General features: G+C 54.8%; 12 protein-coding genes. 5 read left to right on the forward strand and 7 right to left on the reverse strand.

Annotation, left to right across the window (positions count from 1 at the left end; translation table 11 throughout):
- On the forward strand, positions 1-316 hold a 316-nt coding region (locus tag BR24_RS00505), incomplete at its 5' end, for an integrase core domain-containing protein (protein WP_496539554.1).
- Positions 317-782: 466 nt separating this feature from the next.
- Here BR24_RS00505 and BR24_RS00510 read toward each other — a convergent pair.
- Positions 783-1,454 (reverse strand): recombinase family protein, encoded by a 672-nt coding sequence (locus tag BR24_RS00510; RefSeq protein ID WP_496539555.1) that lies wholly within the window; start codon positions 1,452-1,454, stop codon positions 783-785.
- A gap of 419 nt (positions 1,455-1,873) precedes the next feature.
- Here BR24_RS00510 and BR24_RS00515 point away from each other — a divergent pair, with 419 nt between their 5' ends.
- Genes BR24_RS00515 through BR24_RS00525 form a run of 3 tightly spaced genes read left to right on the forward strand, consistent with a single transcriptional unit; the run spans position 1,874 to position 6,232 of the window.
- On the forward strand, positions 1,874-4,315 hold the full coding sequence (locus BR24_RS00515) for a DNA cytosine methyltransferase (RefSeq protein ID WP_496539556.1): 2,442 nt from the start codon (positions 1,874-1,876) through the stop codon (positions 4,313-4,315).
- A 1-nt stretch (position 4,316) separates the two neighbouring features.
- Positions 4,317-5,783 (forward strand): hypothetical protein, encoded by a 1,467-nt coding sequence (locus BR24_RS00520; RefSeq protein WP_496539557.1) that lies wholly within the window; start codon positions 4,317-4,319, stop codon positions 5,781-5,783.
- Positions 5,783-6,232 carry a very short patch repair endonuclease gene (locus BR24_RS00525; RefSeq protein ID WP_496539558.1) on the forward strand — a complete coding sequence of 150 codons (450 nt, stop codon included), beginning with the start codon at positions 5,783-5,785 and terminating at the stop codon, positions 6,230-6,232. Before BR24_RS00520 ends, BR24_RS00525 begins: the two co-directional genes overlap by 1 nt.
- 593 nt (positions 6,233-6,825) lie before the next feature.
- Here BR24_RS00525 and BR24_RS00530 read toward each other — a convergent pair.
- The 5 genes from BR24_RS00530 to BR24_RS00550 all read right to left on the reverse strand — a co-directional run bounded on the left by BR24_RS00530 (position 6,826) and on the right by BR24_RS00550 (position 11,083).
- Positions 6,826-7,653, reverse strand: coding sequence for a DUF4198 domain-containing protein (locus BR24_RS00530; RefSeq protein ID WP_496539559.1), 828 nt, complete (start codon positions 7,651-7,653; stop codon positions 6,826-6,828).
- Positions 7,654-7,746: 93 nt separating this feature from the next.
- Positions 7,747-8,067, reverse strand: coding sequence for a hypothetical protein (locus BR24_RS00535; RefSeq protein ID WP_496539560.1), 321 nt, complete (start codon positions 8,065-8,067; stop codon positions 7,747-7,749).
- 3 nt (positions 8,068-8,070) lie between these two features.
- Positions 8,071-10,581, reverse strand: a complete 2,511-nt coding sequence (gene feoB / locus BR24_RS00540; protein ID WP_496539561.1) for a ferrous iron transport protein B — start codon at positions 10,579-10,581, stop codon at positions 8,071-8,073.
- Complete coding sequence (locus BR24_RS00545) at positions 10,578-10,802, reverse strand: FeoA family protein (protein WP_496539562.1); 225 nt, start codon at positions 10,800-10,802, stop codon at positions 10,578-10,580. The genes feoB and BR24_RS00545 overlap by 4 nt, the downstream gene beginning before the upstream one ends.
- 56 nt (positions 10,803-10,858) lie before the next feature.
- A complete protein-coding gene (locus BR24_RS00550) occupies positions 10,859-11,083 on the reverse strand; it encodes a FeoA family protein (RefSeq protein ID WP_496539563.1) in 225 nt (74 codons plus the stop codon).
- Positions 11,084-11,330: 247 nt separating this feature from the next.
- Between BR24_RS00550 and BR24_RS00555 the strand changes: the two genes are divergently transcribed.
- On the forward strand, positions 11,331-11,810 hold the full coding sequence (locus tag BR24_RS00555; protein WP_496539564.1) for a Fur family transcriptional regulator: 480 nt from the start codon (positions 11,331-11,333) through the stop codon (positions 11,808-11,810).
- 80 nt (positions 11,811-11,890) lie between these two features.
- Here BR24_RS00555 and BR24_RS00560 read toward each other — a convergent pair whose 3' ends face one another.
- A complete protein-coding gene (locus tag BR24_RS00560) occupies positions 11,891-13,150 on the reverse strand; it encodes a DUF4857 domain-containing protein (protein ID WP_496539565.1) in 1,260 nt (419 codons plus the stop codon).
- Positions 13,151-13,312 lie beyond the last annotated feature (162 nt).

Here is a 13,312-nt window from a genome sequence, read left to right on the forward strand (position 1 = left end):
CAGCACAGCAATGGAAATGTGGGCTGCCGAGCACGGCGTTGAGCTGGACTTTATCCAGCCGGGCAAGCCGACACAGAACTCATATATCGAGCGCTTCAACAGGACATATCGGGAGGAAGTATTGGATCTGTATATCTTCGACAGCTTGAGCGAAGTCCGCCAAAGCACCGAGGAGTTTGTCAGGGAGTACAATGAGGAGCGGCCTCATGAATCTCTCGGCAACATGACGCCAATCGAATTTGCAGCCCAGAGGGCAGGGGGGACCCCCTGCCCTCTGGGCAACCTCAAAAAACCGGTCGGAAATCTCTACACTTAACTGGCCCTAAGATGGGGGGACTTTACAACTCCATTGATGGAGTCGGATTCCAAAAGAGAAACCCGCCAAGACGTGGTGTGTGCGTCCTGACGGGCTGTCTTCTTATGCTTTGGTGCAACCTAAATCGTTGCTTGTGCTTTAGTGCAACCTAATTGCCTGCTTGGTCGTTAGTGCAGGATGAATTTTTGTGGGCTGTCTTATTGTGCGTTAGTGGCACCTAAATCAGGTGGTTTGCTTGTGCTTTAGTGAGTGCTAAATATAATTGCTTGAAATGTAAGGAGAATGAGGATGAGCGAGGATGTGCCCATGTGCGTTCGTGTCCAAAAATACAACCTCCTGGCATTATTGAATTTGTGAGGGTGTCTTGGAAAGACGGTGACCGAAGAAAAGAATGTATCAGTTGTGGCTGTTTGCTTGTGCTTTAGTGTCGGGTTATGGGAAATCCAGGAATGGCGGTGGGTTCAGCCTAGACGCCAAGTCGTTTCAACACGCGCTGCACCCCGCACAGCGTCCAGGCGCAGCCCCTGGCCGTCTTGATCCCCAAGGCGTTGAGTTCGTCCACCATCTTGCGCTGGGTCATGCCTGTCGCCTTGAAGCCCTCCAGTGTTGGCTTGAGACGTTCCGCAAAGGTGTCTGCAGCTTCCACTCTGGCCTTGTTCAACTTGTCCACCTGGGGATTGCCCAGCTTTTTCCCTTCGGCCTTGGCCCTCGCCAGCCCGTTCTTGGTCCGTTGGCTGATCAGGTCTCGCTCGAGTTCTGCAGCCATGCCGAAAGCCCACACCAGCACTTTGGTTTGCATGTCCATCTCACCATTGACCTTGGTCTGGATGCCCTGCTTGATGATATGAAGTCGGACCTTGCGCTGCTTGGTCAGCTCATCGAAGAGGCTGAACACCTCCTGCATCGACCTCGCCAGCCTGGAAAGCTCGGACACGATCAGGGTATCCCCACGCTTCACCGTGTTCATGAGGACATCCAGCTTCCGTTGCTTCTCGTCCTTCCTGGAACTCGCCTTGACCTCAAGCCAGCCGTCCACCTCCAGGCCGTTCTCCTGGGCATACTGGCTGATCTCAAGGCGTTGGTTCTCCAGGTCTTGCTGGTCGGTGGAGACTCGTAGATAGGCGTAAACGTTGGGCATGTGGTTTCTCCGTATAGTGTACGCGGTAAATGCTTTGCCACGATTACTGTTCCAAATCATGACGGAAATAGCCGATTTGACATCATCATAAGGCGATCGTTTGTTTAATGTCAACGTGGTGTTGAATTTGGTCAGTCAATTTTGTGGGATTGTCTTTATTCTGTTTAGTCGCACAGCGTTGTTCTTGGTTCCCAGGGTAAAGTGGATGTTGGCATGTTTTGTATGTGTGTAGTTTTTGTCGTCCTAGTTGAGCGAGGTGGGGGGCAAGGGGGGGAGATCGGTTTATATGTTTAAAGAAAGCTGCTCAGATTTTTGCGTTAAAAAAACAAGTTTAGATTATTTCCAGAAATATATTGAGCACTAGCTTGAGCCTGTGTATTCTTCAAAGCGCTATAGCAAATAAGTTTATGGGAGAATGCATGAATCCGTCCAAAGCAATTAAAATTATAAGAGAAAAATTCGGATATACCCAAGAGGATTTAGCTTCCCGGTTGGGAGTATCTTTTACATCTGTTAATCGTTGGGAGACAGGCAAATCCAATCCTCGTAAAGATACTGCAAAGCGTATTGAAGAGTTGTTGCAAAAGGCAATAGGTGAGCGAAGACCTGTGGAGCGCAAGGGACGGCAGCCCAAGGCTTATTCACTTTTTTCGGGTGCTGGAGGGTTCCACCTAGGAATGGAGGCAGCAGGCTTCGACGTTGTTCTTGGGCTTGACCTGAATCCTCACGCAGAGAAAACGCATAAAGAGAATTGGCCCGATACACCTTTCGTCTGTGAGGATATACGCAAAGTCACTCCAGAGATGTTGTTAGAGGCAAGCGGGGGAAAGAAGCCTGACTTTGTTTTCGGTGGCCCTCCGTGTCAGGGGTTCAGTACGTTGGGTGATAAACTCTCGTGTGATCCAAGGAATGAGTTGTTCGGAGCATATTTCAATGTTGTCTCTGGCTTGTCCCCCAAGTGCTTTTTGATGGAAAATGTGAAAGCTCTGTCAACAATGTATAAGGGACGGTTCCTAAAAGAGATTATTCGGAAATTCACCGAGGAAGGTTATGCTGTCTACAAAACAATCATTAATGCAGCAGACTATGGGGTGCCTCAGGTCAGAAATAGGGTCTTCTTGTTTGGTACGCGTTTAGATCAACCATTTGTTTTTCCAAGGAAGACGCACGGCTGCAACGGAGACAAAACCCTCAAGCGCTATGTGACTGTGGGTGAAGCAATAATGGATTTGGTTGATAAGGGAGACGAAGTCTCAAACCATATCGCATTAAATCATTCGGACGTTGTTGTCAGAAGATACCAGTACATCCCCGAAGGGGGACGTTTGCCTGCACCCGAAGAGCTGCCAGAAGATATTCGCAGGAAAAATTTCGGAAATACTTACAAGCGGCTTCACAGGAAAAAGCCATCTTTAACCATGGTTCCTGGGAATAATGCATTCCCTGTTCATCCTGTCTTGGATAGGAGCCTTACACCCCGTGAGGCCGCGAGGATTCAGACATTCCCTGATAGTTTTGTTTTTGTCGGGGATCGTCGAAATCAGTGCATCCTTGTGGGCAATGCTGTGCCCCCATTACTGGGCGAAGTGCTTGGCCGACAGGTTTTAGCGCACATGGCGGGCGATATTCGTGAGGAAGACAAGCAATCCCCTGAAAGGGTCATCGTCGCTAACAGCAGCAAGTACAGTCAGCTTGAAGCCAGCCTATCTCTCCCAGACTTGCAAGCGCAGGGCGACGAGATGAGTTTTGTTGATTTGTTTGCTGGAGCAGGGGGATTTACGATTGGCTTTAGTCGGGCAGGCTGGAAGCCTTTGCTGTGTGTCGATAACAACAAGTCAGTTGTAGAGACGCATGCCTTTAATTACCCTAATGTCCCATTTTTGAATGCAGACTTGTCAGAAGAGGAAGTCCAATCATTAGTCATAGAAGCCGCAGCAGGGAAGGATGTTGGGGTCATCGTTGGTGGACCTCCATGTCAGGGGTTTTCTGTCTTTGGCAAAAGGCGTTTCGTGAACACAAGAGGTTATGATCCTCATAAAGACCCAAGGAATAAGTTGGTATACTCATACTTGGCTCTTGTTGAGAGAATCCAGCCTCGTTGGTTTGTGATGGAAAATGTCCCCGGTCTAGCAAACCTGGATAACGGTCTTTTCCTTGAAGCTGTTGTAGAAGAGTTCAAGTCCATTGGTTACGACAACACTGAATGGATGATTATGAATTGCGCAGACTATGGTGTCCCTCAATTGCGCAAGCGTTTAGTCGTCGTTGGTAACCGTACCGGTCATATTATTCCTTGGCCTAAGAAGAAGTTTTTTAACGATCCCAAAGATTGGCAGGATAAATATAGAACTGTTGGCGAGGTCATCTCTGACCTTTCAACAGAGAAGTCTTATGAGAAGCAAACCTGTCATGTTCCAATGAAGCACAAGCCCCTGCTAGTAGAGAGATATACCTACATACCTGAAGGGGGTAGGCTTAATGTTCAGGAGCTTCCAGATCATCTCAAATTTGGATACAGAACCGATAAGGTAAAGAACTACAGCCATATCTTTAAAAGGCTCCATAGAGAGAAACCCTCAATAACAATGGTTCCTGGACATAATGCTTTCCCCATTCACCCCTGGCTCAACCGAGCGTTGACAGTGCGAGAGGCTGCAAGGATTCAGACTTTCCCTGACGCAATTGAGTTCAAAGGGTCGAGGCAGAATCAGTGTATCCAGGTCGGCAATGCATTTCCTCCTCTGTTAGCGGAAGTGCTTGCTGCCAACATAAAGAAAGCAGAAATTAATGGTTGGGTTCCAGGAGATGTGCCGCCCCTCGCTTATTACTCTTTAGTGGAAAAGCCGGAAGAAAGGAGCTGATATGAGTCACGATATGTATGCCTCGTGGGCAACGACAGAAATTGCAGCTATATACAAAAATGACCCTGGTTGTTGCTACACAACGCCTCCAGACGCAAAAGATTTATCGGTCGTAGCTACCAGGGAGAGTGGAAGGTCATGGCCGATCAGTGATGGGGTGATCAGCGTAGAGCACAACAAAGATGAGTATAATGTTGCCCTTGAAATTAAGAGGACGAATGAGGGGCTTCATGGAACCCTTACTGCAATTGGGCAAAGCCTTGCCTATCTTAATAAAGGCTTCGCGGGTTCTTTGATTGTGATCCCTGATGCCTATGATAGTCATAGCACTCCAGGCGAACACGTTGCGAAGGTTTTAGCTTCAGTTAATGAGAATGTGCCTGTTGGTGTTTACACCTACTCTGATCCTGACCCACAGATCGCCTCTCCGTTTAGAGGGAAGTTGAATTGCGTTCGGCCTTTGCAGCTTGATACTCAGCAAATAGCGGCTGAAAAGCTTGAAGTTGGAAAGACTAAAACCTTGTGGGGGCATGTCAGGGAGGGGAGTACCGACCTGGACGCTTTCTATAAGTATTTGCTTACAGCCCGTCGATTGCCAATGGACTCTCCCCCAGAGCCTACTCCTAAGCTACCTGACGAGCTCGTACGAGCTGTTGCCAAGTTGCGGCCAGGAATTGATCCCGTTAAATATCTTAGCAATGCTACCGGTGATGATTTCCACGATGTTGTTTGGAGGAATTTTTGGTTTGAGAATATTCTTTACGATGAGAATATTCCAATTCAGCAACAGGTGAAGGGGACGGCTCCTTGCAATGACCGCCCATCAAAGATTCTTCAACAGAATGGTAGCCCTAAGTATTTTTTTTCGGGCAGGAAAGATTCCATTAAAAACAAGCTGACAGTAGCTCTCGTGACTAAGAAAATTAGCGAAGATGAAGCATGGAAGAAGTACGCCCAAAACCTACATTTCAGGGCGCATAGTTATCGAGAGGATGTTGATTCAGGGTTGTCTGCTTTAGGCATGCTTGAGGATGACGGCAAGCCCACAGGACTTGGCTATGCTTTTGTCGATGCATGCGAGCGTAGTGGGGATAGCAATTCGGGCAAGCCGATGGCTTTGTTCAGGAGCGCTTTGGTGCAGCATGGTGGGTACGGCGTGTTTTTGCATTACGTGTACAAACTGTCAGAAGAACTGTTTTCAAAAAAACCGATGCACTATGCAATCCTGAAGAAAGCGAAAGTTAGTTTTAATGGTACTGACTATAGCTATTGGTTGGAAGACAAGCTGGCAAACGAGTTGGCTGTAATGAGAACAGTCTCAAAACGGGGCGGCCAACAAAGGAAGCCATTTCAAGCAGAATTCGCTGTGCTGAGAAAGGCAGGGCTGGTTAGCGGCTTCAGGGTCGGGGTAGGATTAAATATCGACTGGCCCTTGCTGCAAGATGCTTTGGAGTATGACCTTCCATAATGGCAGACATCTTTTCTAAGGAAGCCCGCCATGCGATAATGGCTGGAATTAGGGGGAAGAACACAAAGCCGGAGTTGTTGATTAGGAAGGCCCTTCATTCAAAAGGGTTTAGATTTAGGCTTCATGACAAGCGGCTTCCAGGAAGGCCGGATATTGTCTTGAAGAAGTGGAAAGCAGTTATTCAGGTCCATGGATGTTTTTGGCACAAGCACGACTGTGAAGGATTTCGGTGGCCCCAAACCAATAAAGCTTATTGGCGAGAGAAGATCACTAGAAACGTCGAGCGAGATCGTGACTCCATTTTGAGATTGAACGAGTTGGGGTGGAGAGTCTTGGTTGTGTGGGAGTGTGCTCTAAAAGGGAAAAGCGGAACCTCTTTCCCTTTGGTTGTTGATGCCATTGAACGGTTTCTCCTGTCCGATTCAGTGCAGGCAGAAATTCCAGGCTAAACTATAAACCGGGACGTAAATCGGGACGTAAAATTATCCGCAAACCGCCTTTTTGAAACACCGTAAGCCACGGTGAAATGCGGGTTAATGCGGGGAGTGCGCACGCTGCAATATCCTGTCACGCCGGAGGCCGAGGGGTCGAGTCCCTTCGGCTCCGCCACAGAAGTCAAAGGCTAAGGAGATTCTCCTAAGCCTTTTTTGTTTGCTGGTGGGTCCGGACATCTGGCCGGGATTAAGGTTTGCCTTCACCCCCGCCCTGTGGCGTAATTATCAAATATTCCTTTTCTTATCCGTGCTCTGCGGCACCAAGTACCGATTCGGTACTGTAGTTGTTTTAAGATCGCAATTTTCATTCATAGTCTGCGTTACCCAAAACCCCCGCGATCCGTTCAGGCCGAGTCTGTGGCAAGCTGAGCTTCCACAGTAGAGCGGCCTGCTTTCGAGCCTGCGCGGTTATCGCTTTTTGCGGAATGCCGTGGTGACTCAAAATTCGATTGTACAAGCCTTGCAGCCGTTCTGCCCAACAGAGTGTAACGCGGCGAATGCTGGAGAAGCATCCGCCGCGCAGGTTGGATCGCTTGCTGAACTGTAGTCTACTTCATGTCAACGGCCTTGACCCAGAGAACGGCGTCCTGAGACAGTTCCTTGCCTTTGTGTTCCTTGTCCGGGCCCACGCCGAGGGCGGCGAAGCCCCACCAGCCGGATTTGGGGATGCCGAAGGTGATGTAGCCGTCGGCATCGGAGAAAATGGTCTGGGTCACGAAGGCGTCGTGCGGATAGTTCACGGAGGACTCTTCGTGCATGGCGTTGGCCTTCATGTCGGGCATGTGGCTGAGATACTCCACTTCCACTTCGGCGTTGGCGACGGGCTTGCCGTCGGAAAGGACGCGTCCCTTGAAGACGTTGCCGGCCCACATGCCGTAGGGCTTGATCAGCGGCACGATTTCGCACGGCAGCCCGGCGGGTTCGGCCCAGTTGCCCGGGATGCCGCCCACATTCACCACCAGCTTGGTGATCTGCTGCATGTAGATGCCCTCTTTCTCCTCGAAGTAGTAGCCGGGCTTGAAGACATAGGTGTAGTCGCCCATGGAGCGGACTTTGCGCTTGGGAATCAGTGCTTCGTAGCCTTTGCCCTTGGAGTGCGGGTTGCTCCAGTCGATTTCCTTGAGGTAGGGCTTGAGGTCGATCTTCTTGGCCTTGTTCTCGCCGCGCTTGTAGAGCGCGTAGAAGTCCTGCACCCCGCCGATGTCCATGGTGTGCCCGGCTTCAGCGGGGTGGGTGAACACGATGCGGAAGTCCATTTCCGACCCTTTCTCCTTGGCGATTTCCGGGGTGTAGAGCATCATGAAGTGGGCGGACGCGGGAACTGCCATGGCCAACAGGGCCGCGAGGCAGAGCGATACGATGAGTCCTTTTTTCATTGGGGTTCTCCTCTTGAGTTTGACAATCGATTTCAATGATGGTTGCAGAAAAGGCCGCCGCGCGGAACGGACCGCACGGCGGCTGGAATCCGTTTACTCGACGATGTCTGCTCCGTTGACTTCCACGATGTGGCCTTCACCTGCATCGAAAAGCACCTTGTAGTCGCCGGAGGGCTTGTCGAAGGTGAATTCGCTGAACTCGCTCATCTTGCCTTCGTTGAGGATTTCTCCTCCGCTGGCTACCACGGTCATCTTGACTCCTGACGCGGAAGAGCCGTCGGAGAAGCCGCCTTCGCAGGTGACGGTGCCGTCGCCGTTGTCGAAGCAGTCGCAAAGGGGAGTGTGGGCGAAGGCCTGTCCGGCGAAAGCCAGCATGGCGGCCACGAGAGTCATCATAAGCATCATCCGTTTCATTCGTTACGCTCCTTCCGGGCAGCTTTCGGTGCCCGTTTTCGTTATGGTTTTGTCGTCGCAGGTCACCCGATCCGGCACCACGGCCATGATCAGGGTGGCGGCGACGCACATTCCGTAAAAGCCCCACATGGTCTGGAAACCGCTGAGTCCGAGCAGGCTGCCGCCCGTGAAGACCAGCGAGGCCACGCCGAGTCCCAGAAGGGTCTGGTAGCCGATGGAGAACAGCATCCACTTGTTGGAGTTGGACTGCATGCGGACCATTATGGAGGTGGGGACGCAAGGCGGATACAGGGCCATGAAGAGCATCAGCGCCAGCGCGTGCAGCGGCGTGAATCCGGCTTCCTCGGCCCGCATGCTTTCCTCCACCGAGGCGTTGTCACCATCGATGCCGTAAATGGCACCGAGGGTGGCGGCGCTGTTCTCCTTGGCCGCAAAGGCCGAGAGCAGCGCGATGTTGATGCGCCAGTTGAATCCCGCGAACTGCGTCACCGGCTCGAGGGCACGCCCGGCCATGCCGAGGAAGCTGTTCTCGAAGCGTTCGGCCCGAATGTCGCGGCGCAGCTGCTTGCGGGTGCGGATGACCCGTTTGAGCTGACGATAGAGCTTCCTGCCGTCAGCGCCCTTGCGCTTGACCACGCTGTAGTACACCGGATTGGCGGCCTGAAACTCGTCGTTGATGGCGCTGGCTTTGGCCTGGTCGGAAACACCGCGCTTGGCGTTCTTGAGCGCTTCGCCGAACAGGATCATGGGCGTGATGTCCTCGGAGCGGATCTCGCCCTTGAAGTCGGTTTTGGCCACGGCCTGCATGAAGGTGTGCATGCTCTCTTCGCGCTGCGCCTCGTAATGCTGCATCCGCTCTTCGGGGAGGCCCGGAAAGTTGATGAGCACGAACACGACCACGGCCACGGCAACCACAACGGTCACGATCTTCTTGAGGAAGAGCCAGACCCGCTCCACGGCGCGCCGAAGCACGCCCTGAATGGTGGGGAGGTGATACGGCGGCATTTCCATGATGAACGGGGCCTTTTCCCGATTCTTCAGCACGGTGAGGGAGAGGACCTTGGCCACGGGCAGAGCCATGAAAAGGGTCACGGTGGCGATGAAGAACATCGCTGGACCCGCAACGTCCGAGAAGTAGGCGCCTATCAGCAGCAGGTAGAGGGGGACCTTGGCGAGGCAGTTCATCATGGGAGCGATGAGGATGGTCGCCAGCCGGGCCCGCTCGTCCGGGATGGCCTTGGTGGCCATGACGGCCGGGATGGCGCAGCCGCCGACGTAGACGCCCCCGAGGATCAGGGGCAGGGTGGACTGCCCGTGAAGTCCGAAACGCCGGAACAGTCGGTCGAGGATGAACGCCATGCGCGGCATGTAGCCGCTGTCTTCCAGAATCGCGATGAGCGAGAAGAGCAGGAAGAAGATCGGCAGGTAGTTCAGGATGGCCGTGATGCTCTTGACGGTCCAGATGCCGAGCGAGCGCAGCAGCGGGTCTTCCAGAAATCCGGCGTCGGGCAGGACGTCTGCCGTGAACGCCTCGATAGCGCCCCACATGGGCCACGCCTTCAGGGCCAGCCAGTTTCCGAAGACGATGGAGACTTCATAGAGGATGAACAGGATCGCGATCAGGATGAGAGGGCCGATGAAGCGGTTGCAGACATACCTGTCCGCAAGGTCGGAAAGCGTCTTGCGCCTGTTTTCCGGAAAGCTCACGAATTCCCGGGAGAGTTCCGCGGTCACGCGGTGTCGGGCAAAGGCGACGTGCCGCTCGGCAGCCTGTCCGGTCTCTTCCTCAAATCGCGCGCGGAGCCTGTTGATGGCCTCGAGCACTCCGGGGGCGTCGAAGTGGTTGCGCTCCAGAAGGGAAACCGCTTCGGCGTCGTTTTCGAGCAGCTTTACGGCCAGCCAGCGCGTGGGATACGTGGCGGCCATGCGCTGGTCTTCGTTGAGCAGTTGAGAAAGTTCCTCGATGCAGGGCTCGAGGCTCGTGTAGTCGACGTGAAAGCCGGGGCGTTTTTCGCGCAGGGCGAGATCGGCCACGCTTTCCTTGAGCTCCCGGCCGCCGACACCCTGCTTGCCGACCGTTGGCACCACGGCCACGCCGAGCCGCTCCTCGAGTCCCTTCTGGTCGATGGAGATCTGCCTGCGCTCGGCAACGTCCATCATGTTCAGGTTCAGGACCATGGGAATTTCCATCTCGAGCAGCTGCAGCGTGAGGTAGAGGTTGCGCTTGAGGTTGGAGGCGTCCACGACGTTGATGACCGCGCCGGGGCTGTCGTGCAGCAAAAAGTCTCTGGCCACGCGCTCTTCCAGTGAATAGGAGGTCAGGCTGTAGGTGCCGGGCAGGTCGACCAGCTCGACCCGCGAGCCTTCCACGGAATAGCGGCCGGTCTTTTTTTCCACGGTGACGCCGGGGTAGTTGGCCACATGCTGCCGCGCGCCGGTCAGCATGTTGAAGACCGTGGATTTCCCGCAGTTGGGTTGACCGGAGAGCGCCACGAGAACGTCGTTCATGCTCATGCCGCGCCGACCTCCACGTGTTTGGCCTCCTCGTGGCGAATACTCACGTGATATCCGTCCAGCTCGAGCTCCACGGGATCCACGAGGGGAGCGTTGCGCACTACGCGGATGTTCGCGCCGGGATAGAAGCCGAGGTCCATGAGCCGCTGGCCCAGCGCTCCGGTGGCAGTGAGATCGTTCATGACGCATGTCGCGCCGGGGTTGATTTCGTCCAGTGTCATACCCTTCCCCTCCGGGGGTCTAGTTTCTACGACGGTTGCGGTATCCCGGATGGCGTTCACGCCACCAGAACCTTGTTGGCCACGCCTCGCTCCAGCATGACCCGTCCCTCACCCAGAGAAATGATCATGGGGCCCTTGCCGTTGTTCAGCACCTCGATCCGGGCGCCGGGATATACTCCCATGGCCTCCAGCCGGTTGCGGACCTTGCGGCCTCCCTGCACTCCCACCACCATGGCGGATTCGCCGCACGGAGTCGCTTCAAGGGTTTTCTGCGTCGTCATGATTCCTCCGGTCTTTGCAAGGCATTCGTTGCAAATGAAAATGAATTTCGCTATCACTGATAAACCCGCACATCGCATACGGTCAACGAAAAGTGGATTTTGCAAATCGTTGTCAGTTGGATGGGAAAACAGCGGTCTTGGAGGGCGGTTGTTGCGAAACTGATGCAGGAAGGTCGAGTCCTGCCCTCACACAGCGAGAGCGGTTCTGAAAAAATGGCTCGGAGATGCATAAAACAACGAAGAGAACATGAAAGACCCGAGAGACATTTTCAAAAACTACCTGTCGTCCAATGGTCTCAAGCTGACATCCCAGCGCAAGCTCATCCTCGATGTGTTCATGACGCTGGACAAACCGGTCACGTGTGAAGAGCTGTTCAACGAGGGGCACTCCATTGACCGCTCCATCAGCCTGTCCACGGTCTACCGGTCGCTGAAGCATCTGGCCAACGCCGGAGTGGCGCGCTGCGTGCGCCTGACGGACGGCGTCAGCCGTTACGAGTGCGTGCGCGACCAGACCGGCTGCCTTGTCTGCGAGCGATGCGGCAAGCGAATCCCGCTGGATAATCCCTATCTGGACTGCGTGCAGCGGGAGGCGGCCCGGCAAGAGGGGTTCATGGTCTACAACTGCCTTGTCGAGATGCGCGGCATCTGCCACGAGTGCGCCGAGTGTTGCGACTGCCCGAGATGCTACCGCGAAGTCGAGAGGGGCGATGGTCGCCAGCCATGACCTGCGGGCAACGCCCCTGCTCGCAAAAAAGGCGCGGCATCCCATGCCGCGCCTTTTTTGTATTCCGGAGCTGCGCCGAGTCAGTCCATCGGCAGCAGAAGCACCGCTATCAGCCCGTATACGCCCGTCATGCCGACCAGCGCGCCGTCGGCCACCACGGTTGAGGACATTCGGCGGCGTCGCACCAGCACGAAGTATGCTGCAAGGGCGGCGATGCAGGACAGAAGCCCCGGCCAGCCGTGATGCACGGCTCCCGCAGTGAGGTACCCCGAATTGGGGTCGTGCAGCCTGATCTCGAACGGAGTGGCCGCATGAAAGAGGGCTTCGGCGGCGGTTGTCCCGGCGCCGGGCATGATATGCCGGTACCGGGCGATGGGCTGATAGTCGGAATTCATGACCACGGCCCTGATGACGGAATCGTCCGAATAGACCGCCGTTCTGTATAGCGGGTTGACGATCATCTTGAAGTCCATGGTGTCGGGATCATACCCCTCGAGGGGCAGCGGAGTGAGCCGGTAGCCGTCTGTGCCCAGCAGGTTGAGGGTGCCGTCGCCGGTCAGCAGCAGGCCGTAGTATTCCCGCCGCGAGCTTTCCGCCACACGGATGCTGCGGACCCCGCTTTGTGGGGACACCGGCGTCCTGACGACCTCCGGCCGCCCTTGCACTTTCCTCACATGGAAAAGCGCCCCCTCGGCGTCCAGCAGGAACACGCCCGAATCATACGGCTTGAGGATGGTGGGATTGGAAAACGCGGCCTTGCCCGGGAAGGTGAAGCCCTTTTCCCTGAGAGCCCGCGTATACTCTTCGGTCATGGCATCGTCCCGACGATTGAAGTCGGCATTGATGAATTCCATTTCATCGCCGAGCCGGAACCGTTCTTCAGGGAAAACCAGGCGGGCCTTGCCGGGGACGGATTCCAACAGGGGGCGCAGCTTTTCCCTTGGCGCGCCGCCCGCAATCCATTCCGGCCTGAACTCGGTGACCTGTCTGTTCGCGCGGATGGTCTCCTTGTCGAAGCGCCGGCCCTGCAGTTCGAGCGGCAGGCGGCCCCAAAGGTCCATGTTCCGGTAGTAGATGAACGGCAGCAGTTTTTCGAACTCCTTGCGAGAGTATCGGTTGCCGTCCTCGTCCATCTGCACGAACCGGGCGTGGTGCTTTTCGCCGCTTTCTGGCAACTCCAGCAGTTTGTCGCGCCAGACGAATTTTTCGATCACCGGACTGTAGAAAAGGTGCGTGGTCTTGATCCGCTCACCGAAGGCCATGTCGAACAGCAGCGGGGTATATATGGCCATGACCAGCACGGCGCCGAGTGTCAGGGCGTATCTTGAAACGAGCGTCATTAGGACCTCCGGTAGCGGAAACGGTAGGCGGGATACAGCACCCCGGGCACGAAGGCCGCGGTGGCGAAGAGGAACAGCGGCAGCACGTGCGCGTATGCGCCAGCGGGTTCGCTCCAGAGCAGGAGGCCCGTGAGTCCGGCGGCAATGACCGCGTTGACTGCG

The organism is Pseudodesulfovibrio halophilus DSM 5663, assembly GCF_059568665.1.

Excerpts from the sequence above, each read along its gene's own strand:
- BR24_RS00510 (WP_496539555.1), bottom strand. The coding sequence starts at position 1,454 with ATGCCCAACGTTTACGCCTATCTACGAGTCTCCACCGACCAGCAAGAC.
- BR24_RS00515 (WP_496539556.1), top strand. The coding sequence starts at position 1,874 with ATGAATCCGTCCAAAGCAATTAAAATTATAAGAGAAAAATTCGGATAT.
- BR24_RS00520 (WP_496539557.1), top strand. The coding sequence starts at position 4,317 with ATGAGTCACGATATGTATGCCTCGTGGGCAACGACAGAAATTGCAGCT.
- BR24_RS00525 (WP_496539558.1), top strand. The coding sequence starts at position 5,783 with ATGGCAGACATCTTTTCTAAGGAAGCCCGCCATGCGATAATGGCTGGA.
- BR24_RS00530 (WP_496539559.1), bottom strand. The coding sequence starts at position 7,653 with ATGAAAAAAGGACTCATCGTATCGCTCTGCCTCGCGGCCCTGTTGGCC.
- BR24_RS00535 (WP_496539560.1), bottom strand. The coding sequence starts at position 8,067 with ATGAAACGGATGATGCTTATGATGACTCTCGTGGCCGCCATGCTGGCT.
- feoB (WP_496539561.1), bottom strand. The coding sequence starts at position 10,581 with ATGAGCATGAACGACGTTCTCGTGGCGCTCTCCGGTCAACCCAACTGC.
- BR24_RS00545 (WP_496539562.1), bottom strand. The coding sequence starts at position 10,802 with ATGACACTGGACGAAATCAACCCCGGCGCGACATGCGTCATGAACGAT.
- BR24_RS00550 (WP_496539563.1), bottom strand. The coding sequence starts at position 11,083 with ATGACGACGCAGAAAACCCTTGAAGCGACTCCGTGCGGCGAATCCGCC.
- BR24_RS00555 (WP_496539564.1), top strand. The coding sequence starts at position 11,331 with ATGAAAGACCCGAGAGACATTTTCAAAAACTACCTGTCGTCCAATGGT.
- BR24_RS00560 (WP_496539565.1), bottom strand. The coding sequence starts at position 13,150 with ATGACGCTCGTTTCAAGATACGCCCTGACACTCGGCGCCGTGCTGGTC.